The sequence below is a fragment of the Rhodococcus sp. PvR044 genome, from assembly GCF_040548995.1.
Lineage (GTDB): Bacteria > Actinomycetota > Actinomycetes > Mycobacteriales > Mycobacteriaceae > Rhodococcus_G > Rhodococcus_G oryzae.
This window is the reverse complement of the sequence record NZ_JBEPSX010000001.1, coordinates 1-15,455: the sequence shown is the minus strand read 5'-3', so window position 1 is coordinate 15,455 and position 15,455 is coordinate 1. Positions and strand designations below refer to the sequence as shown.

At 69.9% G+C, this 15,455-nt stretch carries 19 protein-coding genes; 8 read left to right on the top strand and 11 right to left on the bottom strand.

What is annotated here, in order from left to right:
* Nucleotides 1–88: 88 nt before the first annotated feature.
* The 5 genes from ABIC28_RS00095 to ABIC28_RS00075 all read right to left on the bottom strand — a co-directional run bounded on the left by ABIC28_RS00095 (nucleotide 89) and on the right by ABIC28_RS00075 (nucleotide 3,188).
* Nucleotides 89–190 carry a 30S ribosomal protein bS22 gene (locus tag ABIC28_RS00095; protein WP_003402602.1) on the bottom strand — a complete coding sequence of 34 codons (102 nt, stop codon included), beginning with the start codon at nucleotides 188–190 and terminating at the stop codon, nucleotides 89–91.
* A gap of 221 nt (nucleotides 191–411) precedes the next feature.
* A complete protein-coding gene (locus ABIC28_RS00090; protein WP_077040650.1) occupies nucleotides 412–645 on the bottom strand; it encodes a helix-turn-helix domain-containing protein in 234 nt (77 codons plus the stop codon).
* Between the two features lie 125 nt (nucleotides 646–770).
* The gene (proC, locus tag ABIC28_RS00085) at nucleotides 771–1,586 is read right to left on the bottom strand and encodes a pyrroline-5-carboxylate reductase (RefSeq protein ID WP_209928619.1); all 816 of its coding nucleotides are present in this window, start codon (nucleotides 1,584–1,586) and stop codon (nucleotides 771–773) included.
* 55 nt (nucleotides 1,587–1,641) lie between these two features.
* Complete coding sequence (locus ABIC28_RS00080) at nucleotides 1,642–2,526, bottom strand: thioesterase family protein (protein ID WP_269588566.1); 885 nt, start codon at nucleotides 2,524–2,526, stop codon at nucleotides 1,642–1,644.
* Nucleotides 2,523–3,188, bottom strand: a complete 666-nt coding sequence (locus ABIC28_RS00075) for a MerR family transcriptional regulator (RefSeq protein ID WP_097210261.1) — start codon at nucleotides 3,186–3,188, stop codon at nucleotides 2,523–2,525. Before ABIC28_RS00075 ends, ABIC28_RS00080 begins: the two co-directional genes overlap by 4 nt.
* A gap of 107 nt (nucleotides 3,189–3,295) precedes the next feature.
* Between ABIC28_RS00075 and ABIC28_RS00070 the strand changes: the two genes are divergently transcribed.
* The gene (locus tag ABIC28_RS00070; protein ID WP_097210260.1) at nucleotides 3,296–3,712 is read left to right on the top strand and encodes a hypothetical protein; all 417 of its coding nucleotides are present in this window, start codon (nucleotides 3,296–3,298) and stop codon (nucleotides 3,710–3,712) included.
* A 9-nt stretch (nucleotides 3,713–3,721) separates the two neighbouring features.
* On the opposite strand, the gene ABIC28_RS00065 is transcribed toward ABIC28_RS00070, so the two are convergent.
* From ABIC28_RS00065 to ABIC28_RS00055, 3 genes are read right to left on the bottom strand one after another with little or no spacing between them, the layout of a single operon-like run.
* On the bottom strand, nucleotides 3,722–4,594 hold the full coding sequence (locus ABIC28_RS00065; RefSeq protein ID WP_097210259.1) for a sugar phosphate isomerase/epimerase family protein: 873 nt from the start codon (nucleotides 4,592–4,594) through the stop codon (nucleotides 3,722–3,724).
* A 12-nt stretch (nucleotides 4,595–4,606) separates the two neighbouring features.
* On the bottom strand, nucleotides 4,607–6,004 hold the full coding sequence (locus ABIC28_RS00060; protein ID WP_354577029.1) for an Rv0497 family membrane protein: 1,398 nt from the start codon (nucleotides 6,002–6,004) through the stop codon (nucleotides 4,607–4,609).
* Nucleotides 6,001–6,954, bottom strand: a complete 954-nt coding sequence (locus ABIC28_RS00055; protein ID WP_077040644.1) for a Ppx/GppA family phosphatase — start codon at nucleotides 6,952–6,954, stop codon at nucleotides 6,001–6,003. The genes ABIC28_RS00060 and ABIC28_RS00055 overlap by 4 nt, the downstream gene beginning before the upstream one ends.
* 66 nt (nucleotides 6,955–7,020) lie before the next feature.
* On the opposite strand from ABIC28_RS00055, the gene ABIC28_RS00050 reads away from it, so the two are divergent.
* Nucleotides 7,021–7,815: a DUF3109 family protein gene (locus tag ABIC28_RS00050; RefSeq protein ID WP_097210257.1), complete on the top strand. Its 795-nt coding sequence runs from the start codon at nucleotides 7,021–7,023 to the stop codon at nucleotides 7,813–7,815.
* A gap of 71 nt (nucleotides 7,816–7,886) precedes the next feature.
* Nucleotides 7,887–8,234: a hypothetical protein gene (locus ABIC28_RS00045; protein ID WP_143548379.1), complete on the top strand. Its 348-nt coding sequence runs from the start codon at nucleotides 7,887–7,889 to the stop codon at nucleotides 8,232–8,234.
* 170 nt (nucleotides 8,235–8,404) lie between these two features.
* Here ABIC28_RS00045 and ABIC28_RS00040 read toward each other — a convergent pair whose 3' ends face one another.
* The 3 genes from ABIC28_RS00040 to ABIC28_RS00030 form a co-directional block, all read right to left on the bottom strand.
* On the bottom strand, nucleotides 8,405–9,094 hold the full coding sequence (locus ABIC28_RS00040) for a winged helix-turn-helix domain-containing protein (RefSeq protein ID WP_097210255.1): 690 nt from the start codon (nucleotides 9,092–9,094) through the stop codon (nucleotides 8,405–8,407).
* On the bottom strand, nucleotides 9,091–10,410 hold the full coding sequence (locus tag ABIC28_RS00035; RefSeq protein WP_097210254.1) for a sensor histidine kinase: 1,320 nt from the start codon (nucleotides 10,408–10,410) through the stop codon (nucleotides 9,091–9,093). Before ABIC28_RS00035 ends, ABIC28_RS00040 begins: the two co-directional genes overlap by 4 nt.
* Nucleotides 10,411–10,569: 159 nt before the next feature.
* Nucleotides 10,570–11,337 (bottom strand): phosphoglyceromutase, encoded by a 768-nt coding sequence (locus tag ABIC28_RS00030; protein ID WP_179800450.1) that lies wholly within the window; start codon nucleotides 11,335–11,337, stop codon nucleotides 10,570–10,572.
* Between the two features lie 145 nt (nucleotides 11,338–11,482).
* Between ABIC28_RS00030 and ABIC28_RS00025 the strand changes: the two genes are divergently transcribed.
* The 5 genes from ABIC28_RS00025 (at nucleotide 11,483) to ABIC28_RS00005 (ending at nucleotide 15,313) form a co-directional block, all read left to right on the top strand.
* Entirely contained in the window at nucleotides 11,483–12,070 is a 588-nt protein-coding gene (locus tag ABIC28_RS00025; protein ID WP_209928609.1) for a TetR/AcrR family transcriptional regulator, read from the top strand.
* A 90-nt stretch (nucleotides 12,071–12,160) separates the two neighbouring features.
* Nucleotides 12,161–12,556 (top strand): DUF3224 domain-containing protein, encoded by a 396-nt coding sequence (locus ABIC28_RS00020; RefSeq protein ID WP_097210252.1) that lies wholly within the window; start codon nucleotides 12,161–12,163, stop codon nucleotides 12,554–12,556.
* A gap of 67 nt (nucleotides 12,557–12,623) precedes the next feature.
* The gene (locus ABIC28_RS00015) at nucleotides 12,624–13,274 is read left to right on the top strand and encodes a CatB-related O-acetyltransferase (RefSeq protein WP_354577025.1); all 651 of its coding nucleotides are present in this window, start codon (nucleotides 12,624–12,626) and stop codon (nucleotides 13,272–13,274) included.
* Entirely contained in the window at nucleotides 13,271–14,170 is a 900-nt protein-coding gene (locus ABIC28_RS00010; protein WP_354577023.1) for a Vgb family protein, read from the top strand. Before ABIC28_RS00015 ends, ABIC28_RS00010 begins: the two co-directional genes overlap by 4 nt.
* 75 nt (nucleotides 14,171–14,245) lie before the next feature.
* Nucleotides 14,246–15,313, top strand: coding sequence for a DNA polymerase IV (locus ABIC28_RS00005; RefSeq protein WP_209928606.1), 1,068 nt, complete (start codon nucleotides 14,246–14,248; stop codon nucleotides 15,311–15,313).
* The last annotated feature ends 142 nt before the right edge of the window (nucleotides 15,314–15,455 follow it).

The following is a 15,455-nucleotide window of genomic DNA, read 5'->3' as shown; positions in this document are numbered from 1 at the left end:
CCTAGTCGCCCCCGAATGCAGCGATGCCCGCCACCTCTCGGTGACGGGCATCGGAGGGACTGGGTCCCACACCTGCGAACTCGGCGATCTACTTACCGAGCTTCCTACGCTGCACTCGCGTCCTACGAAGCAGCTTGCGGTGCTTCTTCTTCGACATGCGCTTGCGTCGCTTCTTGATCACTGAACCCATGGCGGGTATCCCTCACGTTCTTCTCTAGCGGTCCTGCGCACGCCGGTGACGTACGCGTGCGTTACGAATCTGGCGCTCGGCCTCGTATCTGCTAACCCAGCGCCTGATGACACCGGCTGGCTGGCACGACAAGTGATCATCGTACCGGTGCGGCCTCGCTCCGCAGAAACCGAGCTTCCGTTATCCCCCGGATACCGCATCCGGGGGACATCAGGACCGGTTCAGCCCGCGTCGAAATACGAGGTTTCCAGGTAGTCGTGCACCGCCTTCGCATGCACTCGAAATGACCGGCCCACCCGCACCGCGGGCAGCTCGCCGTTGTGCACCAATCGGTACACCGTCATCTTGGAGACCCGCATCAGCGCCGCCACCTCGGCGACGGTGAGAAACTGCGTGCCGCCGACCATGGGTTGACCGTCGGGGTTGGACCCCTTCGACTTACTTGTAGACACCATTAATCCACATACCTCCGGCACGTCTCGCGCCGCCGGCTTCCCCTCCGGCGGAACAGACACGCACGTGCTGTAATCAGCTTAGCGGGACGGATGGGGTTACAGCGACGGGTGTGGAGTACCAATATCTATTCGGTACCTCCACCGAGAGCGGCGGACCTGCTCTTCGCCGCCACCAACGCTTCGTAGAACGCGGTCCGGACCCCGCCACGCTCGAGCTCGCGCAATGCGGCCGCGGTGGTGCCACCCGGCGACGTCACGGCGGCACGCAGATCCGCGGCGGACTCGCCGGACCGGTCGAGCATGGCCGCCGAGCCGAGCATCGTCTGCACGACCAACTCGGTCGCGGTGGCCCTGGTCAGGCCGATGCCGACACCGGCGTCGACCATCGCCTCGGCGATCAGGAAGAAGTAGGCGGGCCCGGACCCGGACACCGCTGTGACCGCGTCCATCTGCGATTCCGCGACCGCGATCACCTTGCCGACCGACGCGAGGATGTCGGTGACCAGCGCGAGGTGCTCCGCCTTCGCGTACCGCCCACCGGCGATCGCGCTGACCCCCTCGCCCACCAGCATCGGCGTGTTGGCCATCACGCGCACGACAGGGAAGCCGGCGGGCAGCTTGGCCTCGTACCGGGACGTCGGCAGGCCTGCCGCCAGCGTGACCACCAGCTGTTCGCGGTCGCCGTCCAGCTCGACCGACGTCAGCTCGGCCATCACGGAATCGACGTCGTTCGGCTTGACCGCGATGACCACGACATCGGCACCCTCGGCGGCATCCGCGATCGTGGTCGCCCTGATCCCGAACAGGGCGGTCAGCTCGGCCGCCCGCGCGGGGAAGGACTCCGCGACGACCAGATCCTTCGGCGCGCGACCCGACTGAAGCAGACCCGCGATCAGCGCCTCGCCGATCCTGCCGCCACCGATCACTGCAATTCTCGTCATGCCCGCAAGCCTGCCATGTAGCCGTCGGGGGGCCGCGACGGAGGTCCGGCCCCGGTCAGCCCTTCGGGATCATGGCCAGCTGACGGCTCTGCACCACGGCGTGCCCGGCCTCGTCGAGGACGAGATGGTCCTCCTCGAACCAGGTGTCGCCCAGCACGGTGGCGCTGGCCATCACCCGCAGCCATCCCGGCGCGGGGAGCCGGCGCAGGTAGGTGGTCAGCTGGACGGTCGGCGCCCACCCGAACATGCCGCGGTTCATCGTCACCGGGGCGCTGATGTCGCCGGTCATCAACGCGAACAGCACCGCGACGTCGGTGTCGACCTCGTCCTCGGCGAACGGGCGCACCCACATCCGGTTCACCGGGTCACCCTGCTGCCCGGACAGGAACAGCGCGGCGGACGGATCGACCCGCAGGTCGCAGCCCTTCGCGACGTGCACGATCTGCCCCATCGGATGGTCGGGGGTGATGTGGACGGCGTCGGCGGGCGGCACGGCGGGCAGATCGGCCAGCGCGAGGGGCTCCTGATGCCGCGGGTCGGCGACGTCCGGCACACCGAGCGTCACCGCCGCGGACACCGCGACCTTCTCACCCTGCATCAGGTCCACGTCGACCAGGCACACCTGCCTGCCGCGCTTGCGCACGGTGGTGATCAGCCGCACCTCGCCGGGGTCGGGTGCGTTGAGGTAGCTGGCGCTGACCGCGATCGGCTGCATGGCACTCGTGTCGACGGGCCGGGCCGCGCTTGCCTCCTCGCGCGGCGCCCGGATCACCTCGCGCGCGGCAGCGGCGCACAGCGCCATCATGCAGCCGCCGTGCACCTTCGGCCCGATGGTCCAGATCGGGTCGATCAACGCGGCGAAGGCGCCGCCGCCCAGGTCCGTCAGCGTGGTCAGGTCCGCGAAGGGGCGGGTCGAGGTGAGGGTGGCGGGCGGGGTCATCGGGTTTCCTCTCGGGGGTCCTGTGCGCTCGGCGGAGCGATTCCGGCCGGCGGGAAGCTTCTGGAAGCGATGTCCTGGTGGGCGAGCCTGCGCATCGCGGCGATCACCGGCTCGTAGATCGCGGTGCCGAGCACGGCGTACTCGACGGCCGCCTGGGTGGATCCGGTCGGCATCAGCGCGAGGTCGACCTCCGCGATCCCCATGATGTGCCTGCCATAGGCGTCGATGCGTTCGTCGGTCATCGGGATGCCGACGTCCTCGACCGCCTTCAGCGCCCGCTCGAGCTGTCCGACCGCAGGGAAGGCCGGGTCGTAGACCTGCCCCAGCCGTTCGAGCAGGCGACGGGCGCGAGGCTGCTCGCGCGCCTCGGCATCCGCGGCCTCGTCCGGGTATGGCGGCAGCGTGGCCACCGCCCGCCCGAGGGTGTCGTAGAGCCCGTCGACGGGCTCGTCGGTCAGGCGGATGATCGCGCGGATCTTGTGAATCGGCAGCCCCGCCCCCGCCAGCGCCTTGATCAGCGCGAGCCGCCGCAGGTGCTCGGGACCGTAGCTGGACTGGGTCGCGCTGGTCGGTTCGCCCGACATCAGGACGCCCTCGCGCAGGTAGTACTTGATCGTCGCCAGCGGGAGACCCGACCGCTCGACGAGCTCGGAGACGCGCATCGGTCCTCCCGGTTGACGGAAAGTTTGGATACTTCTACTATCCAACTACTGGATAGTAACGCTATCCAGGCAATCCCGAGAGTACCCCCCGACCCAGGAGACCCGCTATGGACCCCATCCTCACGATCGTCGTCGGCGTCACCCTCCTCACTGTCGTCGGTATCGCCTTCGGGGGCACGTTCATGCTCCGGATCGTCACCGGGAAACAGGGCGCCAACGCCCTGCAGAAGTCGATGTTCCGCGCCGGGCACGCACACGCAGGGGTCCTGGTGACCCTCGGTCTCGTGGTCGCCCTGCTCACCCAGGCCGCGGGCGTCTCGCCTGGGTGGTCGGCCTCGGGTTCGATCCTCGTGCTGTCAGCGGCGATCTTCGTCCCCGCCGGGTTCTTCTTCTCCGTGATCGGCACTGATCCCGTCCGCCCGAACGCCTGGATGCGATCGGTGTGGGTCGGCTTCGGGGTGCTGGTCGCCGGGCTCATCGTCGCGGGGATCGCGGTGATCACCGCGGGCGTCGGCGCGCTCTGACGACCGTCGCTAGGACCGGGCGCCCACCGACAAGTGTTCGCGGGCGAAGGCGAGCGACTGCGCGAGCATCGACGACCGCTCGGCCTGGGTGCGCGCGTTCTGGGTGTTGATCTCCAGCACGGCCTGTCCGTCGAAGCCGCTGTCGACGAGGTGCCTGCACAACTGCGCACACGGCTGATTGCCGTGCCCGGGGATCAGGTGCTCGTCGACCGACGCGCCCCGCCCGTCCGCCAGGTGCAGGTGGGTCAGGCCCGAACCCATCCGCCGAGCCAGGTCGAGGGCGTCCATGCCCGCCGTCGCGGTGTGCGAGAGGTCGAGCGTGTAGTGCGCGTGATCGCTGTCGGTGGGGTCATAGCTCGGCGCGAAGGCGGACACCCCCGGGCCGGGCCCGCCCCGCTTCTCGAGCCGTTCGGCCGACTTCGCGCGCTTGCCCCAGAAGCGATCCGCTCGCATCGGGAACATGTTCTCCACCGCGACCGCGACGTCGCTGCGCTCCTCGAGCTCGCGCACCTGGTCGGCGAAACCCTCGGAGTACTTGCGCTGCCAGCGGAACGGCGGGTGCACGACCACGGTGCGCGCGCCGAGTGCTTCGGCGGCGCGGACCGACTTCTCCAGCTTGGCGGCCGGGTCAGCGCCCCACACCCGCTGCGAGATCAACAGGCACGGGGCGTGCACGGCCTGCACGGGAACGGCGTACTTGCGGACCAGCGCCTTGACCGCGTCCAGGTCCTGGCTCACCGATTCCGCCCAGACCATCAATTCGATGCCGTCGTAGCCCAGTTCGGCGGCGTACTCGAACGCCGCCTCGGTGTTCTGCGGATAGACCGAGGCAGTCGAGAGTCCGACGAGGATCTTGCGTGTCCCGGTTCGAGTGCCGTCCATCGCCACCCTCGGTCAGGTCGTGAGCAGGAAGGCGAGCGGACCGATCGTCACGAACACACCGACGATGATCGCGATCAGCAGGCTCACCATGTCGTCGGTCTGTCGCAGGATCCGGACCACCGCCACCAGGCCTGCGATCACCAGCACCGCGAGGACCAGCGCCACCCAGGGCAGCACGTCCCACAGCTTCTCGAAGCCCTTGAACAGCAGCCCACCGACCAGCAGGGCGACGATGCCCTGACCGATCAGTACCGCCCACTCGCGGGCCGCGTGCTTGTCGTCTCGATCGGAGGGCGCGTCCTCGACCGCTTCATCCGGCTCCCGATCCGCGAGGTCCTCCGACTCCGCGGAGCCGGGCACCGAGTCCTTGCGCGCCGCGCCGTCGCGCACCGGGACCTCGGGCGCCGATTCCCTGAGCGCCTGTTCCTTGAACGTGGACGTCTTCGGCACCACGATCCTCGGGATCTCGCCGGTGACGTGCACCAGCGCCCTGGCCTCCTCCAGCGTCTCCCGACGGGCGGTGCCCGCGGCCCTGGCCTGTCGCATGAGGTCGCCCTCGAGGCTGGACCCGGACAGCATCGCGGGCTCTCGGATGGGGGTGTATGGGACGAACCCGGGGCGCGGGGCGGGCGGAGCCTCCGCGACCGGCATGGCCGCGGTCTTCGGCTGCTCGGCGATCGGGGCGCGCATGGAGGTCTTCGGCTTCTCGGCCTGCGCGGGCTGGGCGTCGACCTGGGTGAGGGCGCCGGACCGGTATTGCGGGGGCAGGGCGGCCGCGGTGGCCGGGGGCGTGACATCGGGCGCCGCGGTAACCCGGTACTGCGACGGCATCACGGGGGCCGGAGGAGCGGGGGGCGCAGGCGCGGGGGTCGGTGTGACGGAAGCGGATGGGGGCGCGACTCGTTCGTACTTCGGAGCCTCGAACTTCGGCTCGACCTTCGGCGCCTCGAACTTCGGTGCCTCGAACTTCGGTGCCTCGACCCTCGGCTCCTCGGCCTTCGGCGGCTCGGGGACCGGCGGGATCGTGGGGCGCTCCCTCTCGGGGACGGTGTACCGCGCGACGACCGACGGCACCGGAGTCCGGTCAGCGCGCCGGGACCGGGGCTGAGCGGGAGGCGACGGGGTGACGGCCGGTGCGGGGGCGGGGGCGGGCGCAGGCGCAGGCGGCGTGACCGGCGCGGGCGCGGGAGCGGGCGGCGTGACGGATACCTCGGGCACCTCGGGGATCGTGTGCCGCGAATCCTCGGGAGGCCTGACGACGGGGATCTCGCCGGTCAGTTCGGCGACGCTGATCCCGCCGCCTGCCACTCCCCTACGCCGACGTCCACCGCGGGACTCGACCTGCTGGCCGTTCCTGGCGAGCAGCTCGGCAACTGAGACCTGCCCGGTGTCCTCGGATCCTTCGCTCATCGCGCACTCACCACCAGTTCTCCGCCCATCTCGGTATCCAGCTTCCGCAGGATCAGCCCCTCACGCAGAGCCCAGGGGCAGATCTCCAGCGAGTCCACCGACAGTGCCCGCATGCTTGCCTCCGCAATCAGTGCGCCCGCCACGATCTGCTGGGATCGGTCCGAGCTCACACCCTCCAATTCTGCGCGGTCCGACGTCGTCATCCTAGAAATGAAGGCGATCAGTTGGCGCAGACCGCTGGCAGTCAGTGTCCTCTGTACCCGGGGTCCGGCGGCGGAGGGCGCGGCCCCGGTGAGTCGTGCCAGGGACCGGAACGTCTTGGAGGTCCCGACCACCCGATCCGGTGCGCCCGCGGCACGCAGGGCCTTGGCCGGCTCGACCAGCTCGGCGTCGAGCCAATCGCGCAACACCGCCACCCTGCGCTTGCCGGGCGGGTCGGCCTGCAACCAGTCCCGGGTCAACCGTCCGGCACCGAGCTGGAGGGAGAACGCGACGTCCGGGTCCTCGTCGCCGCCGGAGGCCAGCTCCAGCGAGCCGCCGCCGATGTCGAAGTTCATGATCCGGCCTGCGCTCCAGCCGTACCAGCGCCGCACCGCGAGAAAGGTCAGCCGGGCCTCGTCGACGCCGGACAGCACCTCGAGCGCCACCCCCGTCTCGTCCCGGACGCGGGCCAGCACCGCCTCGGAGTTGGTCGCGTCGCGGACCGCCGAGGTCGCGAAGGCCATCAGCTCGCCGCATCCGGAGGTCGAGGCGATGCTCGCGAAATCCCGCACCGCCGCGACCAGCTTGTCGGCCCCGCCCGCGGTGATGTCACCGCGGTCGTCGGTGTTCTCGGCGAGCCGCAGCGTCGACTTGGTGGAGCTCATCGGCGTCGGGTGAGCGCCCCTGTGGGCATCCACCACGAGTAGATGAACCGTGTTGCTTCCGACGTCGAGTACCCCTAACCGCACGTGACCACGGTACTGGGTCTACCGTCGAGACTTGTGACAGCAGGCAACACCACGCCCGATTCGAAGATGGAGCCGACGCCGGAAGTCGACCCCGACTTCCCCCGCGAGTGGATCGAATTCGTGGACCCCGCCAACGCCGAACATCTCGTGGTGGCGGACCTGACCTGGCTGCTTTCGCGCTGGACCTGCGTGTTCGGCACCCCCGCGTGCCAGGGCACCGTGCCGGGACGTCCGGACGACGGCTGTTGCTCGCACGGCGCCTTCCTCTCCGACTCCGACGACAAGGCCAAGCTCGACCGGTCAGTGAAGCTGCTCACAAAGCGCGACTGGCAGTTCATGGAGAAGGGCCTTGGCAAGAAGGGCTACGTCGAGGAGGACGACCTCGACGACGAGCCCGCGCTGCGCACCAGGCGGTACCAGGGCGCCTGCATCTTCCTCAACCGGCCGGGATTCGAGGGCGGGATCGGCTGCGCGCTGCATTCGATGGCGCTGCGCAAGGGCATCGAGCCGCTCGAGGTCAAGCCTGACGTCTGCTGGCAGCTGCCCGTCCGTCGCACCCAAGACTGGGTGGAGCGGCCGGACGGCTCGCAGATCCTCAAGACCGTGATCACCGAGTACGACCGACGCGGCTGGGGCGAGGGCGGCGAGGACCTGCACTGGTACTGCTCCGGATCGCCCGACGCACACGTCGGTTCGAAGCCGGTGTGGCAGAGCTACGCCCCCGAGCTGACGGAGCTGCTCGGCAAGCCCGCCTACGAGGAGCTGGCCAAGCATTGCCGTCGCCGCGCGGGGCTTGGCCTGATCGCCGTGCACCCGGCGACCACCGCCGCGCAGGAGAAGGCCGACCAGCCCCGACCGTAACGGCCGGTCTGCGTTGTCCCGATAACGGATCAGGAGGGTGCATCGGCCCTCCCCGTCGTAGGGGGATGCTCATGTTCACTCGCACACTCGCAACGGCCGCGCTGGTCGTCGGCGCCGCACTGACACTGGCCCCTGGCGCGTCGGCCGCCGAGCCCGACGACCCGTACGGCTTCAACGCGGTCCGCGACCGGACCGACTATTTCGTCGCGCCCCTCGACGCCGGTGCGCTGATCGGCCCGAACACCTATAAGCCGATCATCCTCAGTCCGTACGGCGCCACCCGCAAGATCGAGTGCCGCGGCGACGGTCACTACGTCCAGATCCACGAGTGCAAGCAGTACGACACGAACAACGTCGCGCACGACCTCCAGCTGGTCGCCAACCCGATCCGCCCGGTCTACGTCTACAACCCGTTCTAGCCCCCGAGTCCTCTGGCGCCAGGAACTGTGCCGTGGGGCCCGCCCCCCCCCCCCCCCCCCCGCCCCCCCCCCCCCCCCGGGCCCCCCCCCCCCCCCCCGCCCCCCCCCCGGCCCCCCCGCCCCCCCCCCCCCCCCCCCCCCCCCCCCCCCCCCCCCCCCCCGGCCCGGTGTCAGCCCTCCAGCTTGTATCCCAGCCCGCGCACGGTGACCAGATGCTCCGGCTTGGCCGGATCGGCCTCGATCTTCGACCGCAGGCGCTTGACGTGCACGTCGAGGGTCTTGGTGTCGCCGACATAGTCCGCGCCCCACACCCGGTCGATGAGCTGGCCGCGGGTGAGCACCCGGCCGGAATTCCGCAGCAGGTACTCGAGGAGGTCGAACTCCTTGAGCGGGAGCATGACCGTGTCGCCGTTGACCTGGACGATGTGGCGCTCGACGTCCATCCGCACCGGGCCCGCCTCGAGCACGCCGTCGTCGGCGTCGTTGTCGGAGTCGTTGTCGGCGCCGCGCCGCAGCACCGCCCGGATCCGGGCGATCAGTTCCCTTGCCGAGTAGGGCTTGGTGACGTAGTCGTCAGCGCCCAGTTCCAGTCCGACGACCTTGTCGATCTCGCTGTCGCGGGCGGTGACCATGATGACAGGAACGCCGGAGCGCGCCCGGAGTTGCTTGCACACGTCGGTGCCGCTCATCCCGGGGAGCATCAGGTCCAGCAGGACGATGTCCGCGCCGGACCGGTCGAACTCGGCGAGGGCGGACGGTCCGTCCCCCACCACCGTCGCCTCGAACCCCTCCTTGCGGAGCAGGAACGCGAGCGGGTCGGCCAACGACTCCTCGTCCTCCACGATCAACACATTCGTCACCGGTTTGCCTCCAGACTCGGCGCAGCCTCGTGCTGCGTCACTTCGTGATCGATCGATGCGGTCTTGTTCGCTGCGGACGTCTCGTCCGCAGCCGGGGGTGCGTCCGCGATGGGCGCTGACCTGAGCTGGGCCACTGGGCCCGAGATCGCGCTCCTCACCGGGGCGTCATCGGCTTCGTCGGAGAGTTCCTCGTGCCACGGAATGTGCAGCGTGAAGGTGGACCCGGTGCCGACCTTGCTCCACAGCGTGATGGAGCCGTTGTGGTTCGCGGCCACGTGCTTGGCGATCGCGAGACCGAGCCCGGTGCCGCCGGTGGACCGGGACCGCGCCTTGTCGACGCGGAAGAAGCGTTCGAACACCCGCTCCTGGTCCTCGCTCGCGATGCCGATCCCACGGTCGGTGACGGCGATCGCGACCTTGTCCCCTCGCCTGGACCGGCTCACCGACACCGGCGATCCCTGCGGCGAGTACGCGATCGCGTTCTCGACCAGGTTCGACAGCGCGGTGATGAGCAGGGTCCGGTCACCCCGCACCTCGAGTCCGCTCGGCCGGTCGGCGGTGACCGTGATCCCGGCCGCCTCGGCGGTGAGCCGCGAACGGCGCATGGCCTCCTCGACCACCTCGTCCACGTCGACCACCTCGAGGTCGGGCAGCTTCTCCGCGCCCTGCAGGCGGGAGAGCGCGATGAGTTCGCTGACCATGTTCCCCAGCCGCTTCGATTCGCTGAGCACCCGCTCGCCGAAGTGCCGCACGGATTCCGGGTCGTCGGCGGACTCGAGGAGCGCCTCGGCCAGCAGGCCCATCGCACCGACCGGGGTCTTGAGTTCGTGGCTGACGTTGGCGACGAAGTCGCGGCGAGTGGCCTCCATGCGGACCTGCTCGGAGTCGTCGTCCGCGAACAGCACGACGAACCGGCGGTCCTGCTCGCTGAGCAGACGGGCCACCCCACGCACCGCGATCTTGTTCCTGCCGCGCGCCGGGTTCTTGATGCTGAGATCCATCTCGACCGGCACCCCGGTCGTCAGCACCTGATTCGCCGCCTGCCATGCCCGTTCCTCGACGGTGCGGTTGCGCACCAGGCCCAGCTCCTCGGCGCGCGGGTTGAAGAGCACCACGTCGTGGAACCGGTCCACCACCGCGATGCCGCTGTGCGAGGCGAGCACGATGAGGTCGAGGACCTGGGACATGGTCAGGCCGGCCTGTTCGGCTTCGCGCCTGGAGAATCGATTCTTCAGGAACGGGACCAGTACCCCGCCGACCAGGTATCCGCCGAACGCGGCGACCACGGCCAGGAGTACGGCCTGAACAACACTCACAGCGCAATCGTACGGTCGGGTAAAGCCAGACGGACGCAGGGTGGAGGCATTTCACCGCACGTCATGGCCCCGCGGCGCCCCGTTCTCCGGCTGTTCACCCGGTGTTGGCCCGAGATCCCGCCGTGGTGGCGGCGGGGTCCCGGGCCGACATCGGAACTGCTACTTCGCGCCCTGGCTGGCGACCGCGGCAGCGCCTGCGGCGGCGGCCTCGGGGTCGAGGTAGGTGCCACCCCGGTTGAGCGGGGTGAGGCTGCCGTCCGCCGCGACCTCGAGGTCGTAGCGCAGCGGGATGCCGGTGGGGATGTTCAGCCCGGCGATGTCCTCGTCGGAGATGCCGTCCAGGTGCTTGACCAGCGCGCGCAGCGAGTTGCCGTGCGCGGTGACCAGGACGGTCTTGCCCGCCTTGAGGTCCGCGGAGATCGTCTCCTCCCAGTACGGGATGAGGCGCTTGACCACGTCGAGCAGGCACTCCGTCAACGGGACCTCGTCGAGGCCCGCATAGCGCGGGTCGGCGTCCTGGCTGTACTCAGTGCCCGCCTCGATCGGCGGCGGCGGGGTGTCGTAGCTGCGACGCCACAGCATGAACTGGTCGTCGCCGTACTCGGCCTTGGTCTGAGCCTTGTTCTTGCCCTGCAGCGCGCCGTAGTGCCGCTCGTTCAGACGCCAGTCGCGCACGACCGGGATCCAGTGCCGGTCGGCGGCGTCGAGGGCGATGTTCGCGGTGCTGATCGCCCGGCGGAGCAGGGACGTGTACAGCACGTCGGGCAGCACGTCGTGCTCCTTGAGGAGCTGACCCGCCCGCTTGCCCTCACCGATGCCCTTGTCGGTGAGCGGCACGTCCACCCAGCCGGTGAACAGGTTCATGGCGTTCCATTCGCTCTCGCCGTGGCGGAGCAGCACAAGGGTTCCGGTACTCATGCCCACAATCCTGGCATGACGGCCGACGGCCGACGGCCACCGCCCGCGGCGCCGCCCCCGCAGGGTCGATTGGGCAGTCGGGGTTGACTCCTATCGCAACTAATGTAGCTTTAAGAAACCGGCAATCACCGAACCAACGCAGCAGGAGTTGTCTTTGGAGCCCCAGAAGCGCCCCGGCGGCCGCAGCGCACGGGTCCGCGACACCGTCCGCACGGCCACCCTCGCCGAGCTCGCCCTCCACGGCTACCAGGGCTTGACGATCGACAACGTCGCCCAACGCTCCGGCGTCCACAAGACCACCGTCTATCGCCGTTGGGGCACCCCCGAAGGCCTGATCGCCGATGCCCTCGAACTCGCCGAGTCCGAACCGTGGCCCATCCCCGACTCCGGCTCCATCGAAGGCGATCTCCGTGGAATCACCGACCTCGTCCGCACCGGTTTCGCCGACCCCGAAGCCGGCCCCATCGCGTCCGCCTTCATCGCCGCGGCCACCCAGAATTCGGCCGCCGCGCAGGCCCTCCGCCGCTTCTACGCCGCCCGCCACACCCAATCCGCCGAGGTGGTCCGCCGCGCAGTCGCCCGCGGCGAACTCCCGGCCACCGTCGCCGCCGAGGACCTGATCAGATTCGCGGTGGCCCCGGTCTACTACCGACTCTTCATCGCCCACGAGCCGGTGACGGAACAAGACGCGCACCGCGCTGCTGACGCTGCGCTGGCGGCCGCACGGGCAGGCGTCATCTGACGGCTGCCCTCGCGGCCGCGACCATTCCAACCCCGACACGCACGTCGAGTCCGATCGCCGCAGCAACTCAACTCAACTCAGGAGAAACGTATGACTGACCAGCAGATCGGCCGCACGATCGACGCCTCTTTCGAGATCACCGATTGGGACGAGACCGTCTACGAAGAGCCGGACGAGGGACCCAAACTGACCAGGGTCCGAATTCGCAAGCGCTACCACGGTGCGATCGAGGGCTCGGGCGTGGTGTCGGTTCTCACGGCCCAGGGAGCTGCCGGTGCAGGCTATGTGGCCTCCGAACGGGTCGAGGGCACACTCGACGGCCGTGCCGGCACCTTTGTCATCCAACACGGCGGTCTGGCCAACGGCACCGAGCAGAGCAGCTTCGGGTCCATTGTCCCTGGTTCCGGCACCGGAGAGCTCGCGGGGATCTCGGGCCACGCGAAAGAGGCTCAGCAGGAGGTCCTCTCCCTGGTGTACACGCTGTAGTTCGCTCGACATCCGCGGCCGTTCAGCTGCGCACCATCCCGACCCGCCGACACCGAAGGACCCAGCGTTGTCACCTGATCCGACCACTGTTCACCCGCTGCCTGCCCACGACCGCGTGGTGTTCCTCAAACCGCTGGTCAGCTCGCCGCAGATCGTCGTGGGCGAGTACACCTACTACGACGACCCGGATGGCGCGACGGACTTCGAGCGTCGCAACGTGCTCTACGCATACGGACAGGAGCGCCTGATCATCGGCAAGTACTGCGCGATCGCCGCGGGGACGAGTTTCCTGATGGCAGGCGCCGAGCATCCGACGATGGGTGTGTCCACGTTTCCGTTCACCATGTTCGGCGGCCGGTGGGCCGAGCAGACTCTCGACATCGTCACCGCCATGCCCAGTCGCGGCGACACAGTCGTCGGCAACGATGTGTGGTTCGGCTACCAGGCGACCGTGATGCCCGGTGTGCGAATCGGCGACGGCGCCATCATCGCGGCCGGCGCGGTGGTCACCGTCGACGTTCCGCCGTACACGATCGTCGGTGGCAATCCGGCCAGACCGATCCGGCGACGCTATGCCGACGCGGACATCGACCGGCTGCTGCACGCCGCATGGTGGGACTGGCCTGCCGAACTCGTCACCGAACACGCCCGCACCGTCATGGCCGGAACACCGGCCGACATCGAGCGCATCGCCCTCGACCACAAGGAGAAGGCATGACGACCCACGTCAGCATCGACGAGCACGCGGTACCCGGCGGCGGCCCGTACGCGATCACTGTCGGCCCGGACCGCGCGCTCTGGTTCACGCTGGTCCACAGCGGTCAGATCGGCCGCCTCGTGCCCGGCGAGCCGCCCACGAACCACCAGCTCGACCCGGACAGCGGGCCGACGATCATCGTCACCGGACCCGACGGTGCACTCTGGTTCACCGAATACCGGTCCCACCGCATCGGACGGATCACCACCGACGGCGTACTCGACGAGTTCGCACCGCCAACACCGAACTGCGGGCCGTTCGGCATCGCCGCGGGACCCGACGGTGCGCTCTGGTTCACCGAAACCGCAACCGACCGAATCGGACGGATCACCACCGACGGCCAGGTCACCGAGTTTCCCCTCCCGACCGCCGGCGCGTTTCCCTCCGCGATCACCGCCGGCACCGACGGCGGAATGTGGTTCACCATGAACCAGGCCAACGCGATCGGCCGCATCGGCACGGACGGCGACGTCACCATCCACCCGCTCCCCACCGAAGCCGCAGGACCCGTGGGGATCACCACGGGCCGCGACGGAACCCTCTGGTTCGTCGAGATCAACGCCGGCCAGATCGGCCGGATCACCCCGGACGGAACGATCGACGAGTTCCCGCTGCCCGACCGCGCCGCTCGACCGCACGCCATCGCCAGCGACGACAACGGCGGGTACTGGTTCACCGAGTGGGGCGCCAACCGCATCGGCACAATCAGCCCGGACGGTGCGATCTCGGTACACGAGCTGCCCACCCCGGGATCCGAGCCACACGGGATCACCCTCGGCCCGGAGGGTGCACTGTGGACAGCACTCGAAACCGGCGCCCTCGCTCGCATCACCAGGTCGACCCACACCAACGCCTAGACAACGAGCCTGCCTGCGATCGGATCGGGGCGTGGCGCGCCGGCAGCGGACATCCTCGGCCCGCACACTGGGTGAATGAGTACCGCGCCGCGCGACCGGTGGGTGCTGCACGTTGACCTCGACCAGTTCGTCGCAGCCGTCGAGGTCCTGCGACGGCCGGAACTACGTGGCAGGCCGGTGATCGTCGGCGGGCGCGGCGACCCCACCGAACGCGGCGTGGTCTCCACGGCCTCGTATGAGGCCCGCGAGTACGGGATCGGATCGGGGATGCCGCTGCGGGTCGCCGCGCGCAAGCTCGCCACGCGCGAGATCACCGACGCGGTTTTCCTCCCCGTCGACGGCGAGGCCTACTCCGCCGCATCGCAGCGGGTGATGGACACCCTGCGCGGGCTGGACGCGGTGGTCGAGGTGCTGGGCTGGGACGAGGCGTTCCTCGGCGTCGCCACCGAGGATCCGGTCGGCTTCGCCCGCGCCGCCCAGTCCGCCGTGCTCGCGGCGACCGACCTGCACTGCTCGGTCGGCATCGGCGACAACAAGCTGCGCGCCAAGATCGCGACCGGCTTCGGCAAGCCGCGGGGCGTGTACCTGCTCACCGCGGACAATTGGTTCGACGTGATGGGCGACCGCGCCACCGACGCGCTGTGGGGAATCGGGAGCAAGACCGCGAAAAAGCTTGCCGCCCTCGGCATCCACACCGTCCGCGAGCTGGCCGACGCCACCGACGGCGAGCTCGCCGCGGCCTTGGGTCCGACCACCGGGCCGTGGCTGCACCGGCTCGGCCGTGGCCTCGGCGGCGAGACGGTCACCGCCGAGCCATGGGTGGCCCGCGGCCACGGCCGGGAGACGACATTTCAGCACAACCTCACCGACCCCGAGCAGGTGGCGGCCGAGGTGCGCCTGCTCGCCGAGCGGGTCACCGAGGACCTGCGGGCGGAGGGGCGAGCGGCGGTCCGGATCACGCTGAAGGTTCGGTACGCACCGTTCGACACCCACACCACCGGTGCGCCGCTGGCCGAGCCGACGCTGGACCCGGCGGTCATCGCGGACGCCGCCGCGGCGCTGACCGGGCGACTCGATCCGGGCCGCGAGGTCCGGCTCCTCGGCGTCCGGCTCGAGATGACCCCGCCCTCCACCGAGAGCTAGCCGGACCCGAGACGCGGGGGGGGCGCGGCCCCCCCCCCGGCCCCCCCCCCCCCCCCCCCCCCCGGGGCCCCCCCCCCCCCCCCCCCCCCCGCGCCCCCCGCGCCACACCCCCCCGCCCCGCGCGCGCACCGAAGTGCATGAC

Coding starts and splice junctions, on each gene's coding strand:
- ABIC28_RS00070 (WP_097210260.1), top strand. CDS start 3,296: ATGGACCCCATCCTCACGATCGTCGTCGGCGTCACCCTCCTCACTGTC.
- ABIC28_RS00050 (WP_097210257.1), top strand. CDS start 7,021: ATGGAGCCGACGCCGGAAGTCGACCCCGACTTCCCCCGCGAGTGGATC.
- ABIC28_RS00095 (WP_003402602.1), bottom strand. CDS start 190: ATGGGTTCAGTGATCAAGAAGCGACGCAAGCGCATGTCGAAGAAGAAG.
- ABIC28_RS00075 (WP_097210261.1), bottom strand. CDS start 3,188: ATGCGCGTCTCCGAGCTCGTCGAGCGGTCGGGTCTCCCGCTGGCGACG.
- ABIC28_RS00060 (WP_354577029.1), bottom strand. CDS start 6,004: ATGAGCGAAGGATCCGAGGACACCGGGCAGGTCTCAGTTGCCGAGCTG.
- proC (WP_209928619.1), bottom strand. CDS start 1,586: ATGACGAGAATTGCAGTGATCGGTGGCGGCAGGATCGGCGAGGCGCTG.
- ABIC28_RS00045 (WP_143548379.1), top strand. CDS start 7,887: ATGTTCACTCGCACACTCGCAACGGCCGCGCTGGTCGTCGGCGCCGCA.
- ABIC28_RS00090 (WP_077040650.1), bottom strand. CDS start 645: ATGGTGTCTACAAGTAAGTCGAAGGGGTCCAACCCCGACGGTCAACCC.
- ABIC28_RS00065 (WP_097210259.1), bottom strand. CDS start 4,594: ATGGACGGCACTCGAACCGGGACACGCAAGATCCTCGTCGGACTCTCG.
- ABIC28_RS00080 (WP_269588566.1), bottom strand. CDS start 2,526: ATGACCCCGCCCGCCACCCTCACCTCGACCCGCCCCTTCGCGGACCTG.
- ABIC28_RS00005 (WP_209928606.1), top strand. CDS start 14,246: ATGAGTACCGCGCCGCGCGACCGGTGGGTGCTGCACGTTGACCTCGAC.
- ABIC28_RS00010 (WP_354577023.1), top strand. CDS start 13,271: ATGACGACCCACGTCAGCATCGACGAGCACGCGGTACCCGGCGGCGGC.
- ABIC28_RS00020 (WP_097210252.1), top strand. CDS start 12,161: ATGACTGACCAGCAGATCGGCCGCACGATCGACGCCTCTTTCGAGATC.